Annotated in this window: 20 protein-coding genes, 2 tRNA genes and 1 other annotated feature; of the genes, 9 read left to right on the top strand and 13 right to left on the bottom strand. The window is 35.8% G+C overall.

Annotation, left to right across the window (positions count from 1 at the left end; all coding sequences use genetic code 11):
• Positions 1-309: 309 nt before the first annotated feature.
• From VIO64_RS10875 to VIO64_RS10885, 3 genes are read right to left on the bottom strand one after another with little or no spacing between them, the layout of a single operon-like run.
• Positions 310-966, bottom strand: coding sequence for an ORF6N domain-containing protein (locus VIO64_RS10875; protein ID WP_331918031.1), 657 nt, complete (start codon positions 964-966; stop codon positions 310-312).
• Positions 963-1,280 carry a hypothetical protein gene (locus VIO64_RS10880; protein ID WP_331918033.1) on the bottom strand — a complete coding sequence of 106 codons (318 nt, stop codon included), beginning with the start codon at positions 1,278-1,280 and terminating at the stop codon, positions 963-965. Before VIO64_RS10880 ends, VIO64_RS10875 begins: the two co-directional genes overlap by 4 nt.
• 20 nt (positions 1,281-1,300) lie before the next feature.
• Positions 1,301-1,486, bottom strand: coding sequence for a helix-turn-helix transcriptional regulator (locus VIO64_RS10885; protein WP_331918035.1), 186 nt, complete (start codon positions 1,484-1,486; stop codon positions 1,301-1,303).
• A gap of 246 nt (positions 1,487-1,732) precedes the next feature.
• Here VIO64_RS10885 and VIO64_RS10890 point away from each other — a divergent pair, with 246 nt between their 5' ends.
• Together VIO64_RS10890 and VIO64_RS10895 are read left to right on the top strand one after the other, a co-directional pair.
• Complete coding sequence (locus tag VIO64_RS10890; RefSeq protein WP_331918037.1) at positions 1,733-2,308, top strand: helix-turn-helix transcriptional regulator; 576 nt, start codon at positions 1,733-1,735, stop codon at positions 2,306-2,308.
• 121 nt (positions 2,309-2,429) lie between these two features.
• The gene (locus VIO64_RS10895) at positions 2,430-3,659 is read left to right on the top strand and encodes a tyrosine-type recombinase/integrase (protein WP_331918039.1); all 1,230 of its coding nucleotides are present in this window, start codon (positions 2,430-2,432) and stop codon (positions 3,657-3,659) included.
• Between the two features lie 196 nt (positions 3,660-3,855).
• Here the strand turns inward: VIO64_RS10895 and VIO64_RS10900 are convergent.
• From VIO64_RS10900 to gltX, 10 genes are all read right to left on the bottom strand, one after another.
• A tRNA-Thr gene (locus VIO64_RS10900) sits at positions 3,856-3,928 on the bottom strand.
• A gap of 6 nt (positions 3,929-3,934) precedes the next feature.
• Positions 3,935-4,005 (bottom strand) — tRNA-Gly (locus tag VIO64_RS10905).
• A gap of 139 nt (positions 4,006-4,144) precedes the next feature.
• The gene (gene sigH, locus VIO64_RS10910; RefSeq protein ID WP_331918041.1) at positions 4,145-4,789 is read right to left on the bottom strand and encodes an RNA polymerase sporulation sigma factor SigH; all 645 of its coding nucleotides are present in this window, start codon (positions 4,787-4,789) and stop codon (positions 4,145-4,147) included.
• A gap of 345 nt (positions 4,790-5,134) precedes the next feature.
• Positions 5,135-5,290, bottom strand: coding sequence for an NYN domain-containing protein (locus VIO64_RS23090; protein ID WP_414705267.1), 156 nt, complete (start codon positions 5,288-5,290; stop codon positions 5,135-5,137).
• Positions 5,291-5,318: 28 nt separating this feature from the next.
• Positions 5,319-6,197, bottom strand: coding sequence for a 23S rRNA (guanosine(2251)-2'-O)-methyltransferase RlmB (gene rlmB / locus VIO64_RS10915; protein WP_331918043.1), 879 nt, complete (start codon positions 6,195-6,197; stop codon positions 5,319-5,321).
• 67 nt (positions 6,198-6,264) lie between these two features.
• Entirely contained in the window at positions 6,265-6,684 is a 420-nt protein-coding gene (locus tag VIO64_RS10920; RefSeq protein WP_331918045.1) for a Mini-ribonuclease 3, read from the bottom strand.
• A 212-nt stretch (positions 6,685-6,896) separates the two neighbouring features.
• A complete protein-coding gene (locus VIO64_RS10925) occupies positions 6,897-7,259 on the bottom strand; it encodes a response regulator (RefSeq protein ID WP_331918047.1) in 363 nt (120 codons plus the stop codon).
• Positions 7,260-7,800: 541 nt separating this feature from the next.
• Complete coding sequence (gene cysS / locus VIO64_RS10930; RefSeq protein ID WP_331918049.1) at positions 7,801-9,204, bottom strand: cysteine--tRNA ligase; 1,404 nt, start codon at positions 9,202-9,204, stop codon at positions 7,801-7,803.
• Between the two features lie 52 nt (positions 9,205-9,256).
• The gene (gene epsC, locus VIO64_RS10935; protein ID WP_331918051.1) at positions 9,257-9,961 is read right to left on the bottom strand and encodes a serine O-acetyltransferase EpsC; all 705 of its coding nucleotides are present in this window, start codon (positions 9,959-9,961) and stop codon (positions 9,257-9,259) included.
• Between the two features lie 85 nt (positions 9,962-10,046).
• Positions 10,047-10,275 (bottom strand) — a binding site (T-box leader).
• Between the two features lie 55 nt (positions 10,276-10,330).
• Positions 10,331-11,779, bottom strand: a complete 1,449-nt coding sequence (gene gltX / locus VIO64_RS10940) for a glutamate--tRNA ligase (RefSeq protein ID WP_331918053.1) — start codon at positions 11,777-11,779, stop codon at positions 10,331-10,333.
• A gap of 247 nt (positions 11,780-12,026) precedes the next feature.
• On the opposite strand from gltX, the gene VIO64_RS10945 reads away from it, so the two are divergent.
• The 7 genes from VIO64_RS10945 (at position 12,027) to VIO64_RS10975 (ending at position 18,665) form a co-directional block, all read left to right on the top strand.
• Entirely contained in the window at positions 12,027-12,389 is a 363-nt protein-coding gene (locus tag VIO64_RS10945; protein ID WP_331918055.1) for a phage holin family protein, read from the top strand.
• Positions 12,390-12,938: 549 nt separating this feature from the next.
• The gene (locus VIO64_RS10950) at positions 12,939-13,112 is read left to right on the top strand and encodes a Spo0E family sporulation regulatory protein-aspartic acid phosphatase (protein ID WP_331918057.1); all 174 of its coding nucleotides are present in this window, start codon (positions 12,939-12,941) and stop codon (positions 13,110-13,112) included.
• Positions 13,113-13,164: 52 nt separating this feature from the next.
• Complete coding sequence (locus VIO64_RS10955; protein WP_331918059.1) at positions 13,165-14,988, top strand: stalk domain-containing protein; 1,824 nt, start codon at positions 13,165-13,167, stop codon at positions 14,986-14,988.
• A 228-nt stretch (positions 14,989-15,216) separates the two neighbouring features.
• On the top strand, positions 15,217-15,597 hold the full coding sequence (locus VIO64_RS10960; RefSeq protein ID WP_331918061.1) for a GntR family transcriptional regulator: 381 nt from the start codon (positions 15,217-15,219) through the stop codon (positions 15,595-15,597).
• A 5-nt stretch (positions 15,598-15,602) separates the two neighbouring features.
• Positions 15,603-16,508 (top strand): ABC transporter ATP-binding protein, encoded by a 906-nt coding sequence (locus VIO64_RS10965; protein ID WP_331918063.1) that lies wholly within the window; start codon positions 15,603-15,605, stop codon positions 16,506-16,508.
• Positions 16,480-17,523, top strand: coding sequence for an ABC-2 transporter permease (locus VIO64_RS10970; RefSeq protein WP_331918065.1), 1,044 nt, complete (start codon positions 16,480-16,482; stop codon positions 17,521-17,523). The genes VIO64_RS10965 and VIO64_RS10970 overlap by 29 nt, the downstream gene beginning before the upstream one ends.
• The gene (locus VIO64_RS10975; RefSeq protein WP_331918067.1) at positions 17,520-18,665 is read left to right on the top strand and encodes an ankyrin repeat domain-containing protein; all 1,146 of its coding nucleotides are present in this window, start codon (positions 17,520-17,522) and stop codon (positions 18,663-18,665) included. Before VIO64_RS10970 ends, VIO64_RS10975 begins: the two co-directional genes overlap by 4 nt.
• Positions 18,666-18,729: the final 64 nt, after the last annotated feature.

Here is an 18,729-nt window from a genome sequence, read left to right on the forward strand (position 1 = left end):
TGAATTTATACGTTCTGACGGAAACTTCTTATTATTAAATAATCTGTAAACTTGATCCTGCGGCATTTTTAGAAATTCAATTACATCCTTTGGGGTTAATATCATCGGTAAGTTGTTGTAATCTTCCATATAATTTTGATTCCTTTCATGCATAATATCGAACAGGCGTTCTAGTATTATGTTATACCCTATGTAACTTTTTAGTCAAATTTATGTTTCCTATTAGTTACGGTTTTAAGTGCTTTATAGTCGAATTACGTAACATTTTGTAAATTTTATTGATTTATCTGATTGCTGGATTTGAATTACTTATTTGCCTGATAGTTCAGAGTTAACACTTACAAGTGTCGCAATTGTTCTTGCTATTTCGCAAACCTCAGACACTGTTATATCCTTTTGATTCTGCAGGGCTTCGAGAGTGGCTATTTGGTAGTTGATTTTTACTTCATTACTTGGTCTTGGAACTATTGAAGTCGGGGTGCTGAGCATGTATTCTACAACTTCATTCAGGTTCATGCCTTTTGATGCGGCCAACTCTTTTACTCTTTGATACAGTTCTGGCTTAACCGTTATTGGTTTGTAGTAGCCTATAACTTCATTGTTGGATCTAGGCTTCATTGGAGAAAGTGGAGCTATAGGGGCTCTAAAGTAGTTATTGACTAAAAGCTTTTGTATTTTCCAGGCCAGCTCATCCTCGAAGGTTTTTGCGAGCATTAAATACCCTGATTCTGTTAACAAAATCAAACCATTAGGAGCTAAAAAGCCCTGTTTTCCTGCTTCGTCCTTATTGAGGACGAAGTAATCCTCATTCACAACAAAGTGTTTTTTGTTTCTGTGAAATGCTTTTCTAGACTGACTATCTTTCTTTTGATGCACAATATCAATTTCCTTAAAAGTTACCACTCTTTGGCCTTGATATTCTTTGATTGCTATTTCAGAACTATTGATTTTCATTAATTGAGTCATTTTTCGCAGTCCTCCTCATAATGGATTGTTAGGTTATTGAGAATTAAAAACAGGTCTTGTTTTGTTAATTTCTTTTCCTTGAGCAGATTATTAAGCTTATCTGTTATTTGGGAACTGGTGGAAGTGCATCTAATTGTTTTAGTTTTAAAACTTTTCAATTTTGCGATCTTATCAGTCTGTTTTTTTATTTTTGTATTAAGTGCTAATAAAGCCATACATTGATCAAAGGTACTGAGGCTTCGAAAATTCCTATATGAAATACCTATTGAAGCATCTTTATTAATGAGTTCTTCCATTGCGTCAACATAATCCATTTTATTTCAATTCCTCCTTATTAATTGATTGTCACATTTAGTCCAAGTACCTGAATGATTTTTTCTTTATGTTTAGCTCCTGGTCTATTTCCTTTTAATATGTCATACAGGTACGCTTGAGAAATGCCCAACTGCTTTGATAAATCTTTGATTGTAAGCTCTTTGTCTATAAGTGCTTTTCTCATTTCCTTTTCAAAATCTCCCATATTGTTTTATCCCCCTTCCTTTATCTTGTAATTATGTTGAATAAATTCAGCAAAATATGTTGACAAAATTTAGACTATAGGCTAATATATACATATTGACAACTCGCTGGGAACGAGACATAAATATTAGGTGTAATCAATTTTTGTCTAACTATTTAGTCTATAGTCTAAGTATATAGTCTGTAGTCTAAATAGTCAACTACTTTTTTAAAAATTTTTTAATTATTTAGACTGGAGGCTATATCAATGAATTTATTAATACGCATAAAAATGCTGTGCTCTAAGAAATCAGTAGCTTTATCAAGGCTTGAACAGGATACAGGACTAGCAAACGGAAGCATCAGAAAATGGGAAAAAACACTTCCATCATCTGACAGACTCGAAAAGATTGCAGATTACTTTAATGTATCTACTGACTATCTTTTAGGAAGAACATTAAAAAGTATGATTGATGACAAGCTTATTGAAAAAGAAATGTCATTAGAATCTTTAGCCCTAAAAACTGGAGTGCCTTTATATTGGTTACAAAATATCGACTCTTTTATACCAGGTACTTTTGGCGATTATGAAATCGGCTATGAATGGATGGCAAGAGTAGAAAAAGAATTGGGTATTCCCGATGAAGCATTTCAAAAAGAACTTCTAAAGCAGGAGATACCTGTCTATGACGGTCCAACGAGCACCGCACTAGAAGACTTCTTTCCTGCTCCTCAGAATGTGGTTGATCCTGACGAGCTTTCCATGCTCGATCTATTTAGAAAATTGCCATTAGATCTCAAGCACGATCTAATGAATTATGCAAAATATCTTTTAACTAAATAATTTGGTACAAATCCTATTTTGGAAAAGGGTACTGACATTATAAGTATCCTTTCTATGAATAGAACGGAATTTTCCGTTGTACTCATTTGTGATATTAAATTACTTACAGAGGATGGTGAACATGGAAAAAGATAAAAAACCTAAAAAGGACAAGCAAAAAAGGCGTGGAAGAAATGAAGGAATGGTTAGATATCTGGAAGATAAGAAAATATATGAGGCCAGATATGCTATAGGTGTTGATGAGGGTGGCAAAACCAAATATAAAAGCATATACGGCAAAAAGAAAACTGGACCTGGCGGAGTGCTTGAAAGAATGAGAGAAGCTTTACAGGCTTTAGGTAAAGGCGAGTATGTTGAACCTTCTGATAAATCCTTGATTGTTTGGTGCAAGGAATGGTATGAGACATATAAAAAGCCTACTGTTAAGACCAACACCAAAGAAAAGTACCTAACATCATTAAAGAGAATAGAAAATGCGGATATTGCCGATATGCGATTAAAAGATGTTTCTCAAGACATTCTCCAAAAATACTACAATAAACTGATTGAAAAATATTCCGAAGAAACCATTAAGGCAACTCACAGTTTAATTAATGGTGCATTAGATAAAGCAGAAGACATGAGAATGATTGTAAAAAATCCAGCTAAAAAACTAATTATTCCTAAAAAAGATAATAGCGATGAAGGAGAGGTAAAAGCATTAACCGAGGATGAGTATACTCTTCTCATGAATGAACTTATGAGAAGAAGCAATTATTTTATGTATTTAAATTTTATGGCCAACACAGGGCTTAGGCCAGGGGAAGCAATTGCCCTAAATAGGTCAGATATTAACATTAAGGATAAAACTGTTAATGTTAATAAAACCTTTATACGTAAAACTAAATCAGCCCAAAACAGCCCAAAAACAAAGTCCAGTAAAAGAATTGTGCCTATACCAGATCATACTTTAACATTATTAACTGACTATATGAATAAGCAGAAAAATAAAGAAGATTCAAGCCCATTATTTCAAACTAAAAACGGTACTAGGTTAAGTGAAAGAAATTGTTCTCGGCCGTTAAAAGATATAGGCGAGGATTTAAAATTAGGATGGGTGCATCTTCATACTATGAGGCACACTTTTGCTTCAAGGCTATTCAAAAATAAAGTTGATATTAAAATAATTAGTGAATTATTAGGCCATGCCAAAGTCGCTACAACATATGATATATATGTTCACTTCATAGATAATATAGTTTCAGAGTCAGTTCAAGTTTTAAACACTGATTCCATACCTGAAAAGCTTCCTGAAAAGCTTCCTGAAAAGACCAAGAGAGCAAGCAAAAAGAAAACTAAAAAGAAAAAGTGATTTTTATATTTTTGCACATTTTTGTATGTGTTGGTATTACTGCTTTTCAAGGATTGTTTTGTACCACTTAAGTACCACTTAAGAAATGAAAAATCATAAAAAACGATGCAAAAATTCGCAAATTTTAATTTCTAATGTGATTGCACAGAAAAACCGCAAACGCTTTATTTTCTAACGTTTGCGGTTTCTTTTTCTAAGCCCTTAACCAGAATCGAACTGGTGACCTCATCCTTACCATGGATGCGCTCTGCCGACTGAGCTATAAGGGCACGATAAGCGGGTGAAGGGAATCGAACCCTCGCTGTCAGCTTGGGAAGCTGATGTTCTACCATTGAACTACACCCGCAGTTTATTCCTTTATTGGTCAAAAATAACATCCCGTAATTAGGAATGCTATCTTTATGTATCAAATATTTTTGAGACGATTGAAATTATAACATAAAATCAATGTATCGTCTAGTGCCATATTGTACGAAATATGGCGATTATACCTTACCTTCTTCAAGATATTTCTCCAATTTGCGTTTTACTCGCTGAAGTGCATTATCTATTGACTTTACATGCCTGTCCAGTTCCTCAGCAATTTCCTGATATGATCTGCCCTGCAAATAAAGTGACAGAACTTCCCATTCCAAGCCGCTCAGAATTTCACCCATTTTTTCTTCAATACCATTAAACTCTTCCCTGTTTATAATCATTTCTTCAGGGTCGGAAACGCTTTCCTCACTTATCAAATCCATAAGGGTGCGATCAGACTCTTCGTCAAAGACGGGCCTGTTAAGTGAAACATAAGAGTTAAGTGGAATATGCTTCTGCCTTGTAGCTGTTTTGATTGCAGTAATTATTTGTCTTGTAATGCAAAGCTCGGCAAAAGCCCGGAATGAAGACAACTTGTCCTCTCTGAAATCTCGGATGGCTTTAAAAAGTCCGATCATTCCTTCCTGGATAATGTCTTCCCTGTCGGCACCAATTAAAAAATATGTTCTGGCTTTGGCACGAACGAAGCTCCTGTACTTGTTGATAAGATATTCAAGGGCTATGCTGTCACCAGATCGTGCATCTAATATTACTTCCTCATCATGCATTGTACTAAAAGAATTGGCCATTCCGGTTTGTACATTTGTTTTCAAGTTGAAGCCCCCCTGTCTGACTTTATTGTTACAATATTTCCCAAAAGCTTTAGCAGGATTATAAACATACATTCAGTATCAAATAATTACAGCTCAACCATCGGAAAATAATTTTTCCTAAAATCTATAAACTTAACCGACCGGATGCTTTCCGGCGGGGGTATACCTTATCAGAGAAAACATTGTTAAATAAACTCAACAATTAAAATTAACTTCTATAATTTAATATTTTCATTTGATTCAGTGGGAATAAAGTTACATTGCAGTCATTCTAGTCATTTGCAACCTAAAATTGTCAAGGCAACATATAGTAAATTATAAGGAGCAACTTGCCTATTGTCAAGCTTAAAACAAGTTATGCCTCATTTTAATACAAATCTTTCGATATAATTTATCGGCAGTATCAAATTGTTTAGTAAACACTATTGTCATACTATCAAAAAATTCTTTTTTCATGACTGTTTTTACTAAATAGCCTTCAAAAACAACAATAATATTTATTTGTAGGCCTTATTATTTCACTATACCTCTACACACCTCTTTGCTTCAATATTTCGTACATCATGACAGCAGCAGCAACAGAGGCATTTAATGACGAAATATTTCCCATCATTGGAATTCTAACCACAAAATCACATTTTTCCCTTACTAGTCTGCCCATGCCTTCGCCCTCACTGCCAATTACCAGTGCAACAGGGCCTTTCAAGTCGCTCTTGTAAAACTCTTTTTCACCTGTCTGATCTGTTCCGATTACCCAAATATTGTTCTTCTTAAGATAATCAATGGTCTGGGCAATATTTGTTACCCTCGCAACAGGTACATATTCAATAGCTCCTGCAGAAGCCTTTGCTACAACAGATGTGAGTCCTACCGCTCTTCTCTTGGGTATAATAACTCCATGCACGCCTACTGCATCGGCTGTCCTTAAAATAGATCCCAGATTATGTGCGTCGTTTATTTCATCAAGAATCAGAATAAACGGAGGCTTTCCGCTATTCTCCGATTCCTTTAATATATCGTCAACTTCAACATATTCCTTAACAGAAACATAAGCAATTACACCTTGATGAGATTTGGTAAGGGAAATACTGTCAAGGTTCCTTCTATCAACCTCCTGGATAGTTATTCCCATTTCCTTCGCCATTGCAGCAATTTGCTTTATAGAACCTTCTCTCTCACCTTTTGCAATAAGTATCTTATTTATAGTCCTTCCCGCTTTTAACGCTTCCAAAACAGGGTTTCTGCCCTCTAATATGTCTGAGTTTTTATCTTCACCTTCAAACCCCAAACTTCTGTCAGGTTTATCAAGCACTTCTCTCTTTTTGTCTAGGTGAAATTCACCTGAACTTCTTGGCTGTTTGCCGTCTCTTCTATCTCTTCTATTCTTGTTTCCTCTGAAATCACTCATAATTTATCTTCTTTCAATTCATTATGTTTAAATTTTACGTAATTATATTTTCTTTTAGTTAATATATTTATACAGATACAGACATTTTTAAAATTTCTGTCAGCCTGCCGTAATCCTTTTTCAAGTACAAATAGCCCAACAGCGTTTCAAAGCCTGTTGCGTACTTGTATTCTACAACGTCAGCATTTTTAGGAATGGTGCCGGATTTTGCGTTTCTGCCCCTTCTCACAACCTCCTGCTCATCTTCAGTTAAGTTATCCATGATACTATGAATGATATCGGATTGGGCTTTTGCCTTAACAAAAGCAACAGATTGCTTGTGAAGCTTGTACACAGGTGCATTCCCCTTTGACACTAATAGGGTACGGATAAAAACCTCATAGACAGAATCACCTATGTAGGCTAGTACAAGAGGAGAGTACTGATTAACGTCCGAATGACTTACATTATTGTCCTTTAATACATTTTCGATAAATTCAATAAGCATCAATATCTTTTTACCTTACTTTTTATATTGTTAATAATATTGTTAAATTAAAATCTTACAATAATCAATTATTTGCATTATACCATATTAATAATACACATACCACTGCAAAATATTCATTTTTTATTGGCTGAAAGAATAAAAATCGAGGTTTGATGATATATAGGAGGCATGAGAAAGCTGTTACTAGACCTAAGAATTATTCACCCTGACTATTCACTTGGCACACTGCAAAACTTATTGATGGTTTCCTGGAGACGTTTGTCATTAACAGGTTTTACTATATAATCGCTTGCTCCCGCCTTAATTGCTTCAAGCACTTTATTCTTATCGCTTATGACAGAGCAAATTATTATCTTGCCGCTTATCTCATTTTTTATAAGCCTGGTAGCCGTGATTCCATCCATTTTGGGCATAACAACATCCATAAAAACCAAATCAGGTTGTTCTCTTATACATTTGAGAACCGCATCCTCACCGTTTTCCGCCTCTATAACCTCATAGCCATATTTGGCTAATTGATTGGACAATAATCTTCTCATGAATAATACATCATCAGCAATAAGTACTTTCATATTTTTCTCCATATTTGAAGTTTACTATAATATTCTGGAAAACAAAGAACCACACCAATTTTACAGACTAGAAAATTAAAAATTTATAATATTAAAATGTTAAAATTTAATTGAAGCATAAATGCAATTGATTTCTATTTATAATAATTTTAGCATACTTCAAATGATATGTAAATAAACCCGAGATAATAAAAAAGATTATAAAACCCCAAAAAAGATCAATAAATTCTTAGCTTTTAAAAAGCTTCCTAATAATTTATAGTGCAATTTGTGAAAAGTGAATAAAAAAATTTACTAATTAATAACTTTTTATTAACAATTTGTACATTGACTAGATATAAATATAATTTTATAATAATAGTGTACACTTATACTTTTACCTCCTATTTTTGATATAAATATAGAGGAATCTGCGGCAAGAGCAAAAGCCGCAGTTTTTTGTTTTTATAAGCAAATTTTTCATCTTCTGCAAACATGAACGTAAATAGAAGGCGATTATAAAAGTAATCGCCTTCTTCTATTAAATACATTTATAGAGTTATTAAATTCGTTTCCACTTAACTCCCTGGGGCGTATCCTCAAGTACTATCCCCATATCTTTAAGCTTATCCCTAATCTCATCCGCCAACTTCCAGTTTTTATCCTTTCTGGCCTGCTGCCTGTTATTTATCAATTCCTCAATTTCACTATCCAGATTATTATTGTTTTCCTTTTGCAAAAGTCCCAGTACGCTTCCAAGCTCCTTTAAAAGCTCTTTTGAATAAACAAGACTGCCGTAGGAAACCTCATTGCCGGAATTCACAAAGGAGTTTATCTCTCTTACCATATCAAACAGAGCTGCAAGTGCATCTGCTGTATTTAAATCGTCATCCATCGCATCAATAAACTTACCCTTATACGATAAAAGCTCATTTTTGTAGTTTTCATTGATATCCCCAGCTTCTGATGCAGCTTTGTTTCCCAACAGGTAGTTCAAGTTTTCAAGGCAGGTGTAGAGCCTTTCAAGACCGGACTTTGCCTGTTCTAGAAGATCATCACTAAAGTTTATGGGGCTTCTGTAATGTGCGGAAAGCATAAAAAACCTTATAACCTCATAGTCATATTTCTTAACTATATCCCTCACAGTAAAAAAGTTATTTTTTGATTTGGCCATCTTCTCATTATTGACATTAATAAACCCGTTATGCAGCCAATATAACGCAAAAGGCTTTCCTGTAGCAGCTTCGCTCTGTGCAATTTCATTTTCATGGTGAGGGAACGTCAGGTCCAGGCCTCCACTGTGAATATCAATTGTTTCCCCCAAGTATCTCATGGACATGGCAGAGCATTCGATATGCCATCCGGGGCGTCCCATACCCCATGGGCTCTCCCATGCCGGCTCGTTAGGCTTTTGAGCTTTCCAGAGTGCAAAATCCATCGGGTCACGCTTTCTCTCATCAACGCTTATTCTTGCTCCTGCCTCAAGATCGTCAAGGCTGTGCTGGGACAACTTTCCGTACTCCCTAAAGCTTTTGGTGTTAAAATATACATCCCCGTCTATATTGTATGCAAAACCCTTATCCTCCAGCTTCTTAATAAGGTCAATAATCGCATCGATATTTTCTGTAGCCTTTGGATGCACCGTAGCTTCGGCTATTCCAAGTCCCTTTGCATCAATGAAATACTCATCAATGAACCTATCAGCCAGTTCCTTAACTGTAATTCCTTCCTGATTGGCCTTGTTTATCATTTTGTCATCTATATCGGTAAAATTTTGTACAAATGTTACATCGTAGCCCTTATATGCAAGGTACCTTCTTAAAGTGTCAAAAACAATAAAAGGTCTGGCATTTCCGAGATGAAAATAATTGTAAACGGTTGGTCCGCATGAATACATTTTTACCTTATTTGGCTCTAAAGGCTTAAACTCTTCCTTTTTTCTAGTCATAGTGTTAAACAACTTCATAAATTAATTCTCCCTTCGTCCTCTAAAATGATCTGTATTTAAAATGTAAGATCTATTCCAAGTCACACTGTTCAAATCTCTCATATGTCATTTTCTTAAGCTCTTTTCTAAAGTGCACATTGTCTTCTCCTTCGTGGAGCTTCTCAATGTATTCTATTCTTGCCCTCATTCTGCAAAGCTCCTGAGCTATCGGGTCACCAATATGGATCTGGTCTAATTCGAAAGATGGAACAATCTTCTCATCGCCTTTCCTAACAGGCCTTGCCGGAACCCCTACAACAGTTGTATTGGGTTCAACCTCTCTCAGCACTACTGCGTTTGCACCAATCCTGGCATTATCTCCGACTTTAAATGGACCCAATATTTTAACACCTGCACTTATGAGGACATTGTTACCTATAGTTGGGTGACGTTTTCCCTTATCCTTACCGGTACCGCCAAGGGTAACCCCATGGTATATTGTACAGTTGTCTCCGATCTCCGCTGTTTCGCCCACAACAACTCCCATGCCGTGATCAATAAAAAGCCCTCTTCCTATTTTTGCACCAGGATGTATTTCTACTCCAGTCAGGAATCTTGAAATCTGTGAAATTAAACGTGCAATAAAAAATAAATTTCTTTTGTAAAACCAGTGAGCTATTCTGTAATTAAATATGGCATGAAAACCCGGGTAAAGGATAATTACCTCCAGAATGCTTTTGGCTGCCGGATCTCTACGTGCAATACTTCTTGCATCATTAATCAATTCCTTAATCATAATCAAAACCTCACTTAATAATATTACGATACAGAATAGATCATAATTTCCTAAATATCAAATAGAAAACCCGCCTCTATGCTCATATAGAGGCGGGTTTAACCGCGGTTCCACTCTAATTCAGGAATAAACCTATCTTAAATAGCATAACGGTGCTTCTCCGTGAAAGCCTATTTTAATTCAGCTCCAAATTCATGGGTGCACTTCACAATAAAATAGTCTGAAACTGTTTTCAGCCTAACCGGTTACAATCCGCGGTTATCAGTTTCTCTCTGAAGCCATTTTAAGGCTACTCTCCCAATCATCATCTTTAATATATTTAATACAATCTATTTTATCAAATTAATATGGGTTATGCAATTAGCCCCATCACTTTGATGATTTTATTCTTTTAATTATACCATCTTTTCCGAGTATGGCAATTATGTCGTAGAGTTCAGGTCCGTGCATTTTCCCGGTAAGAGCTATACGTATGGGCATGAAAAGGTTTTTGCCCTTGATGCCGGTTTCCTTTTGAATGACTTTAAAAATCCCTTTTCCGAATTCCTCGTCAATAATTTCAGCTTCCTGCACCTTGTTCACAAAAACATCAAGAAGCCCGGGGACCTGCTCACCCTTCATTATCTCCATGGTCTCTTCATTCTCGGGTGTCACGTCATCATCAAAGAATATTTTAAGCTTGGCAGGAACTTCAGCCATATAGGATATGCCATCCTTTATGCTGGCTATCATTTTGCAGATCCTGTCATTCTCCTCCTTTGAAATATCATCACTTATATAGCCGGCCTTTTTAAGCTGGGGTATGGCAAGCTCTGTAACATACTCAACCGATGCTGCTTTTATATATTGAGAATTCATCCAGTTTAGTTTGTTTATATCAAAAACCGCAGGGTTTTTTGATACCCTGTTGAGGGAAAACTGAGAAATCAACTGGTCCATATTAAATATTTCTTCTTCGCTTTCAGGGGACCATCCTAGTAAAGCAAGAAAATTGACTATTGCCTCAGGCAAATATCCCTGATCCCTGTACTGCTCTACCCATGTGGAGCCGTGCCTTTTGCTCATTTTTGTGTGATCATGGCCCAATATCAACGATACATGTGCAAATTCAGGCTTTTCAAAACCAAGTGCATCATATATGAGTATTTGCCTAGGTGTGTTGGATAAGTGCTCCTCCGCCCTTATGACATGGGTTATTTCCATCAGGTGATCATCGATAACAACGGCAAAGTTGTATACAGGAATTCCATCCGATTTCACAATAATAAAATCTCCAACACCATTGCTGTCAAATTCTACATTGCCTCTAACCTTGTCATTAACTGTTATTGTTTCATTGAGGGGAACCTTAAATCTTATTGTATACCTTTTGCCCTCTGCAATATTTTGCTGTATCTGTTCGCTTGTAAGGTGACTGCACTTTCCAAGATACCTTGGAAGCTCGCCCTTCTCTTCCAGCATTTTTCTATCAGCATCTAATTCCTCTTGGGAACAGAAGCATCTGTATGCCTTACCGCTCTCTAAAAGCTGATCTACAAATTTGTTATATACATCCTTACGCTCAGTTGATCTATAGGGTCCATTATCACCGCCAACATCTATTCCTTCATCCCAATTGATGCCAAGCCATCTTAAATCGTTTATTATAACCTGCTCAGACTCGTATGAAGAACGTGCTAAATCAGTGTCTTCAATCCTGACAAGAAATTTGCCGTTGTTGTTCTTTGCATAAAGGTAATTGAACAAAGCGGTTCTGGCTCCTCCTATATGTAGATGCCCGGTAGGGCTTGGTGCAAATCGTACTTTTATTTGTTTCATTTGCTTTCTCCTCTCAGCATATGTTCTGCAACAATCATTTTGCTATTGAAAATTGTTCCATAACACCTTTCTTCCTTTAAATTAACTTAAGGAATGACTAAAATATAACCTCATATAATTTTATCTATAATATTATATATAAAATTATAATTTTATACAATTATATTGTATACCTTTTCATACTGAATAATTTTTCAAGTAACTGTTAACACTATTTATGAATCTAAATATGAAAGGATGTTGTATAATGGCTAATCAATACGCAAAGACAGGCGATGTAGGAATTATGCATCTAGTATTAAGGCTGGTATCTAGTATTGTAATTCTTGGAATTACAGCCTTCCTTACTCCCGGATTTGCGATAAATGGAATGTGGCCGCTTGTGTTTGGAGCTGTTATTTTAGCGGTTCTGGATTATTTGGCTCTACGTTTTTTAAACTTAAATGCATCTCCGTTCGGTAGAGGAATATCAGGTTTTATACTGGCTGCAGTAATAATATATGTAACTCAATACTTTGTACCCGGATATAGCGTATCGTATTTTGGAGCTATAGTAGGTGCTTTGGTTTACGGTATTGTTGATGCTGTTATCCCTGGAAAAGGGATGTAATTTTAAAAATTGTAAAAACCCTTATGCCCCTCAGATAAGCTAAAGTATATTTGCACTGCAAATTCCTTCTTACAAGTCTCTGGGGCATTTAATCCCCTGGCTCTACTAACTCCACGATTTCCTAGACATTGAAAAAATTGGTCTATTCCTTAATAAATAATTTGCCGATTAAATTAATATGTGTTTAATATAGCAATCAAGTTGGATTTGGGTGTCGATTTATTTACATTATAGGAATGTATTGACATTTTGTGCAATAAAATATATAATACTAACTAGTATGAATAACAATATTATATATTTCCAGCCAATAGTGTTATCTTTTTTTCAAAAGGAAATTCCAGTGAACGGTCAAATAATATGACATCACAGTTTATAGTTTTAGCTTAAAGGCTAGACATAGATAAAGATACTTAAATTAAGTATCTTTATTGTAAGTGCAAGCTGCTTCTTTGTCATCTCAGCTTTGCTTTAATTTTAAACTTTATACCAAGCAAAATCTTCATGATCGCCAAACATCAAAATTTACCAGACAAGGATGTGTATGTATTGAAAAGAGGAAACTCCCTGGAAAATAAGATACGGAAAAAGCAGGAAAAGGTTAACAGGTACATTAGTCTAAACGGCATAGGTAACTCGGAGGAGCTTCTGGAATTAAGCAGAGAGCTTGATGTTTTAATTCTGAGCTGGTTGAAAAAGCAGAGCATTTCAGATAAAATATAATATAAACAATACACAACTAGGAAAAAGTTAACAGGAAAGAGGCACCACACAAATGAAAAGCTTAAAGTTAGCAGGTTTAATTATCATTGTTTTTTTATGCAACACATTATTCCTATCTGCAGGTTCAATAAATGTTTTCTATTCAATTGACAGTTCCACAGAGTTTGATAATGTTAAAGAAGTCTTTTCAACCAGCGACAACAATATGTACTTTCAGTGGGCAAGGCTTGCCAGAAACAATGAAGATAAAATCCAGTTCACCACAAAATATTCCTTTGGAATAAGCAAATTTGATAATAGGTCTGAGTACGGAATCCCATACAAAACCGGAAATGAAGTTAAGGAAGAATATACTATAGTTTCGGGAGACAGCCTGTCAGCCATTGCGTCCAAATACGAAGTTCCCTATAAGCTACTTGGTGAGTTTAACAGTATAAGTGATTACAGCTCCATCAAAGTAGGACAAAAAATAAAAATTCCTTTACTTTCTTTGGATTTAAGCAAAAAGGATGAATACAAAACAATCAATCCAAAAGGAAATGCCTATCTTTCGGTATTTTTTGATGCTGCAGAATACAGCGATAAAAAGAACAGTGCCATAGAGTTTTTAAACATGAGCGAAAGCTCGTGGCTTCAATACATAGTTGATCCTATATGTGAATCCCTGAGTACATTTGGCTTTGACGGAGTGGTTCTGGATTTTGAAGGTTTCAGAGGCACAATAGAAAATAATACTTACAGCACCGATAAGAAAACCGGTCTGAAAGAAAAATACATAAAGTTTCTCACTCTTTTGAACAATAAACTGGGCCAGAAAAAATTAATTGTAGTTATTCACCCTACTAATGTTTCAGGTTATTTTGACGGGTATGACATTCCTAAAATAAACAAGCTGGCAGATTATCTAATATTAATGGCATATGACTTTCAAAGCTTTGAAAGATATACAGCATTAGGAAATACTCCCTCCGAGCTGGTGGGAAAAGTCAAAAATATAAGCTCCTCACCCTTGAGCCAGCCATATACAGAGCCTTATGACAAGGTAGAAGGTGCAGTAAATGATGCCTTTTCCAAAGGTGCAGCTCCGGAAAAAATTCTTCTTGGGATTAATATTGTTCCTGTGAAATGGATCAGGTATTCAAAAAATATAAACAACAAGCTTTATTACTATTATACATATAACAGGGTATCACTTGAGGAAGTTGAAAAAATGAGCTCTGATGAAGAAGTCTTAAAGGGTCCCATAGTAGCAAAAAAGCACATCCCTGCAAGCAAGCTTACTGAGGAAGAAAAGTCAAAATTAAAGATAAACGGATCAGAAATAGATTCAGTTGAGTACCACTATGAATCACCTGAATCTATAAAGCTGAAGTATGAACTGCTTACAAAAAATAAAAAGCTTCCAGGTCTTACGGTATGGAGACTTGGAACCGGCAGCATACGAGTCTGGGAAAGCCTGTTTTCCATGTATGGGCCTTCAAACTCAGGAGATGTAACAAGCATTAACTTAAAGATAGGAAGTCCCATTATGAAGGTAAACGGCTCCGATTCAGAAATAGATCCAGGTCGTGGAACAGTGCCCATAATAAGCAGCTCCCGTACCCTGGTGCCAATAAGAACAATTATCGAGGTTTTAGGCGGCAAAGTGGATTGGGATGATCAAAAGAAGGCCACAAAGCTTTCATATAAAGATATTGTCATTTCACTCACCGTGTCAAGTAAAACCATGAATGTAAACGGAGTACCAAAAGAATCTGATGTAGCACCACAGATAATAAACGGAAGAACATATATGCCCCTAAGGTTTCTTCTTGAAAATCTGGGCTTAAAGGTTGATTGGAATGCACAAAGCCAGACCGTAACCATTATGCCTTAATATATTAGTTATAGACTATCATCACTCTTGGCTTGGTATCTTTTTTCAAGGATATCAAGCCTTTTTATTTCAATGAAGTTCCCCCATATCAAACAATGTTGCAAACCACTTTGATCATGTCCTGCTATAGACATTAAAAACAGATATTTACAAACCAAATTATATATGATATTATACTAGTGTACTATTTGATATAGTACACTCAATACACTTTATTGCGGGGTACAGATGTTAAATATTGATCCTAGAAGCAGCAAACCTATTTATGAGCAAATAATAGATGAGATCAAAGCAAATATTGTTAAGGGCACCCTGAAGCCTGGCGAAAAACTGCCTTCTGTAAGAGAGCTTTCAAAAATAATAACTGTTAACCCAAATACAGTCAGCAAAGCTTATTCCGAACTGGAGCGTCAGAAGGTTATAGATACCGTATCAGGCAGAGGCACCTTTGTATCTTCCAACTATATACCTAAGGATGATGATGACAGGCTTTGTAAAATTAAAAGCTCTATAAAAGATGCAATTATTGAAGCCTATTATATAGGGCTTGGCAAAGACGACATTATGCGTATTGTTGATGAAGCATATAAAGCTATGGAAGGAGAGTAATTAATTTGATTGAAATTTGCAATGTAAGTAAAAAGATCCACAGCCGCGAAATATTAAAGGATGTAAGCTTTACAGTAAAGAAGGGAAGTATTACTGTTCTCATAGGCCCTAACGGTGCAGGAAAAACGTCTTTACTAAAAACCGTTACAGGTATCTGGTTACCCGACAAAGGCTATGTCACGGTAAACGGACAGCAGGTCTATGAAAATCCAGATATTAAAGCCAAAATGGGTTTTGTGCCCGATTCAAGCCACTACTACGAAACATTCAAGGTAAGAGAAATATTAGAAATGTACAAATTCTCATACAGTGAATTTGATTTAAAGCGGTATGAGGGGCTAAACAGGACTTTTCAAATTAGTTTGGACAAAAGAATACGCGAGCTGTCAAAGGGCAATAAAACAAGGCTTTCCATAATGCTAAATTTATGCACAATGCCCTATGTACTGGTACTTGACGAGCCTACCTCAGGCCTGGATCCTGTTGCTAAGAAGCAGTTTTGGCAGGTCCTCATAGATGATGTGGCAGAAAGGCAAACATCGGTTATAATTTCATCACACAACCTTGTGGATATGGAAAAGGTATGCGATTCAATTGTTCTTATGGATAAGGGCAGCATTACTTATAAAGGTGATCTGGATGATTTGAAAAGAACGGTAAAAAAGCTGCAGGTAGTTTTTAGCACCGAGTGTCCTGAAGCTGTATTAAAAAGCAAAGATGTCTGTTCTGTCAATAAAATAGGCAGTATATACTACTTGACAGTCAAAAACTATTCAGATGCTTTTGAGAAAATGATCAAATCCTGCGGCATTTCTATGATAGAAGAAATAGATATAACCCTTGAAGAAATATTTGTCAGCATATATGGAGGTGAAGGTTTTCATGAAGGTGAACAAAGCATTGCTCTATAAGGACTGGAAGTATGGCAAATGGTTTTTTCCCATATTGTCATTGGAACTTTTTATTTTATTTTCAGTCAATCTGATCTCTTATATAAATACTTTTGACCCAATGATCATGTTTGAACTAACCGATTGGTCGGACTATGTTATAGGACCATTTGTTATAACAATTACATTAGTTTTCATGTCAAATATTCTTTTTAGCCATGAAAGAAAGGTTTCTACATATACCTTTGCTACATCCCTTCCTTTTAAAAGAGAGGAGATAATCACCTCAAAATGGATGGTTGGAGCATATAATATAATTCTTTCCTACTTCGTAGTCTACATAATTATGAACACTCAGTTAATTCTGAACTACTGTTGGGACAGATATTTTACTCATATAACCATATGGTCTACAGCCGGCACATCGTGTTCCATTCTCATATTCAGCTTTATTATGCTAATTCAATCCATGACCGGATCAACAATTTCAGGAAGCCTGCTGGTTATGATTTTCGGTGCCTTTCCATTTACGCTGGTATTTTTAATATTTCAAGTTTTTAACAATTATAATTCAATGCGTTTTGTGTCTCATTTTTTAGGGCATAACGACATTAAAGTCATTGACAATGTGATATTGAGTACATATAAAACTTACTCTTCCGTAAGAGATTGGTCTGGTGGTTTATTGGATCTTCCTTTTATAGTTTTTGCGGTTGCTTTAATATTGCTAATGATTTCATATGTGTTTTTCAGGCTGTCAAGAAAACTATTTGTAAAAAACTGCTTTGAAAGGGTTGGAAAGCTCACCATAGTCCCCAAACTCGAAAGGTTTGTAAGACCCATGCTGTTTTATTACCTTGGATTTATGCTAACATTGATATCAGCAGTATTTTTAAACAACACCACAAAATACTTTTTCAGGATTGATATTGTCATTCTACTATGCCTCATATTGCCTATTTTATTAAGCTTATCATACAAGAGGATATCAAAAATAAATTTTAGATTACTTTTAAAGCGGGGGTACCAAGTATGAAGAAGCTGTTCATTTCAATAATAGTTTTGTGCTTTATAACGATATTGTCATCTACCCTACACTCGCACTTTTTCACCGATATTGTGGATTCAGCAAGGGCAGGCAATATCAAAAGGCTGACAAGGCAGCTTGATGATAAATCCTATACTGCAACAAACCTTAAAAACGCTCTCTTTGCTGCAATAGCAAACCATCGCACACAGGCAGTATCCACTCTTATAAAGTATGTAGATCTAAACAATGGAAATTATTCATCAAATGGTGATACTCCTCTTATAGCAGCCCTCAAATATCTCGATGTGGTAAAGGTTCTTGTTGATGGCGGAGCAGACGTGAGCCTCCCAAGCGAAACAAACCGTCTTCCATTGGAATACGCCGTTATAAATAGAAATTATGATGCCGCAGAATATCTGTTAACCAAAGGTTGTAACCCCAATATAAATAATTGGTTTACTGATTTGTGGGGCAGTAGCCCTGATATTATGGCAAGGGGAAAAAAACTAATACCCCTTTTGGTAGAAAATGGTGCAGACCTGAGAAAGGAGCTTGGACGTAAGGTTCTGGGCTCTGTGGTACAAATGGAGGACTATAAACTGGTTGATTATCTTCTAAAGAATGGATGTAGTAATCATATTCCTAAGATTTTTCCGGCATATTACTTGCCAAGCAGTAAAATGTATATATATCTGCTTGAAAAAGGCATCCCTATAGACGGGGAGAATGCTTTCGCATCTGCATTAAATCTTGCCGCCGGTGGGAAAATAGAGGCTTTGGAATACTACTTTGATAATTGCCCTAAGCTTGACGAATCACAGCTGCGGGACACTACAGTCAGTGCATATGGAAATAACAATTTCGAAATTATAAAATTGCTGGTATCCAAGGGCTATAAAATCAAAAAGGATATATTTATAAACATGATGGAGAACGCCATCACATCTATGAACTTTGATATGCTGGAAAAAGTCCTTAATTACAGCAATGAATCAAAAGGCACAAAGAATGAAATATTTTTTGATGAGAATACCATCTCCAAATTAAAGGCCAATCTTTTAAGGCAAAAAGAAGAACAATCCGCATGGTTTGATTTTACAGAGAAAAGGAATTATGATATGGCTTATGAGCTGCTTGATAAGTATTAAATGAAATTCCCCCTTATTGACAGCCAAACACAAAAGCCTTATAATAAAAGTGAGTGATCACTCA

The sequence above is a fragment of the Pseudobacteroides sp. genome, from assembly GCF_036567765.1.
Lineage (GTDB): Bacteria > Bacillota > Clostridia > Acetivibrionales > DSM-2933 > Pseudobacteroides.

Bases quoted from the DNA above. Each gene is read 5' to 3' on its own strand.
- VIO64_RS10925 (WP_331918047.1), bottom strand. From the start codon at position 7,259: ATGAAAGTACTTATTGCTGATGATGTATTATTCATGAGAAGATTATTG.
- gltX (WP_331918053.1), bottom strand. From the start codon at position 11,779: ATGAAACAAATAAAAGTACGATTTGCACCAAGCCCTACCGGGCATCTA.
- VIO64_RS10920 (WP_331918045.1), bottom strand. From the start codon at position 6,684: ATGCTTATTGAATTTATCGAAAATGTATTAAAGGACAATAATGTAAGT.
- VIO64_RS10875 (WP_331918031.1), bottom strand. From the start codon at position 966: ATGACTCAATTAATGAAAATCAATAGTTCTGAAATAGCAATCAAAGAA.
- cysS (WP_331918049.1), bottom strand. From the start codon at position 9,204: ATGAAGTTGTTTAACACTATGACTAGAAAAAAGGAAGAGTTTAAGCCT.
- VIO64_RS10955 (WP_331918059.1), top strand. From the start codon at position 13,165: ATGAAAAGCTTAAAGTTAGCAGGTTTAATTATCATTGTTTTTTTATGC.
- VIO64_RS10890 (WP_331918037.1), top strand. From the start codon at position 1,733: ATGAATTTATTAATACGCATAAAAATGCTGTGCTCTAAGAAATCAGTA.
- VIO64_RS10885 (WP_331918035.1), bottom strand. From the start codon at position 1,486: ATGGGAGATTTTGAAAAGGAAATGAGAAAAGCACTTATAGACAAAGAG.
- rlmB (WP_331918043.1), bottom strand. From the start codon at position 6,197: ATGAGTGATTTCAGAGGAAACAAGAATAGAAGAGATAGAAGAGACGGC.
- VIO64_RS10880 (WP_331918033.1), bottom strand. From the start codon at position 1,280: ATGGATTATGTTGACGCAATGGAAGAACTCATTAATAAAGATGCTTCA.
- VIO64_RS10945 (WP_331918055.1), top strand. From the start codon at position 12,027: ATGGCTAATCAATACGCAAAGACAGGCGATGTAGGAATTATGCATCTA.
- VIO64_RS10975 (WP_331918067.1), top strand. From the start codon at position 17,520: ATGAAGAAGCTGTTCATTTCAATAATAGTTTTGTGCTTTATAACGATA.
- VIO64_RS10895 (WP_331918039.1), top strand. From the start codon at position 2,430: ATGGAAAAAGATAAAAAACCTAAAAAGGACAAGCAAAAAAGGCGTGGA.
- VIO64_RS10970 (WP_331918065.1), top strand. From the start codon at position 16,480: ATGAAGGTGAACAAAGCATTGCTCTATAAGGACTGGAAGTATGGCAAA.
- epsC (WP_331918051.1), bottom strand. From the start codon at position 9,961: ATGATTAAGGAATTGATTAATGATGCAAGAAGTATTGCACGTAGAGAT.
- VIO64_RS10960 (WP_331918061.1), top strand. From the start codon at position 15,217: ATGTTAAATATTGATCCTAGAAGCAGCAAACCTATTTATGAGCAAATA.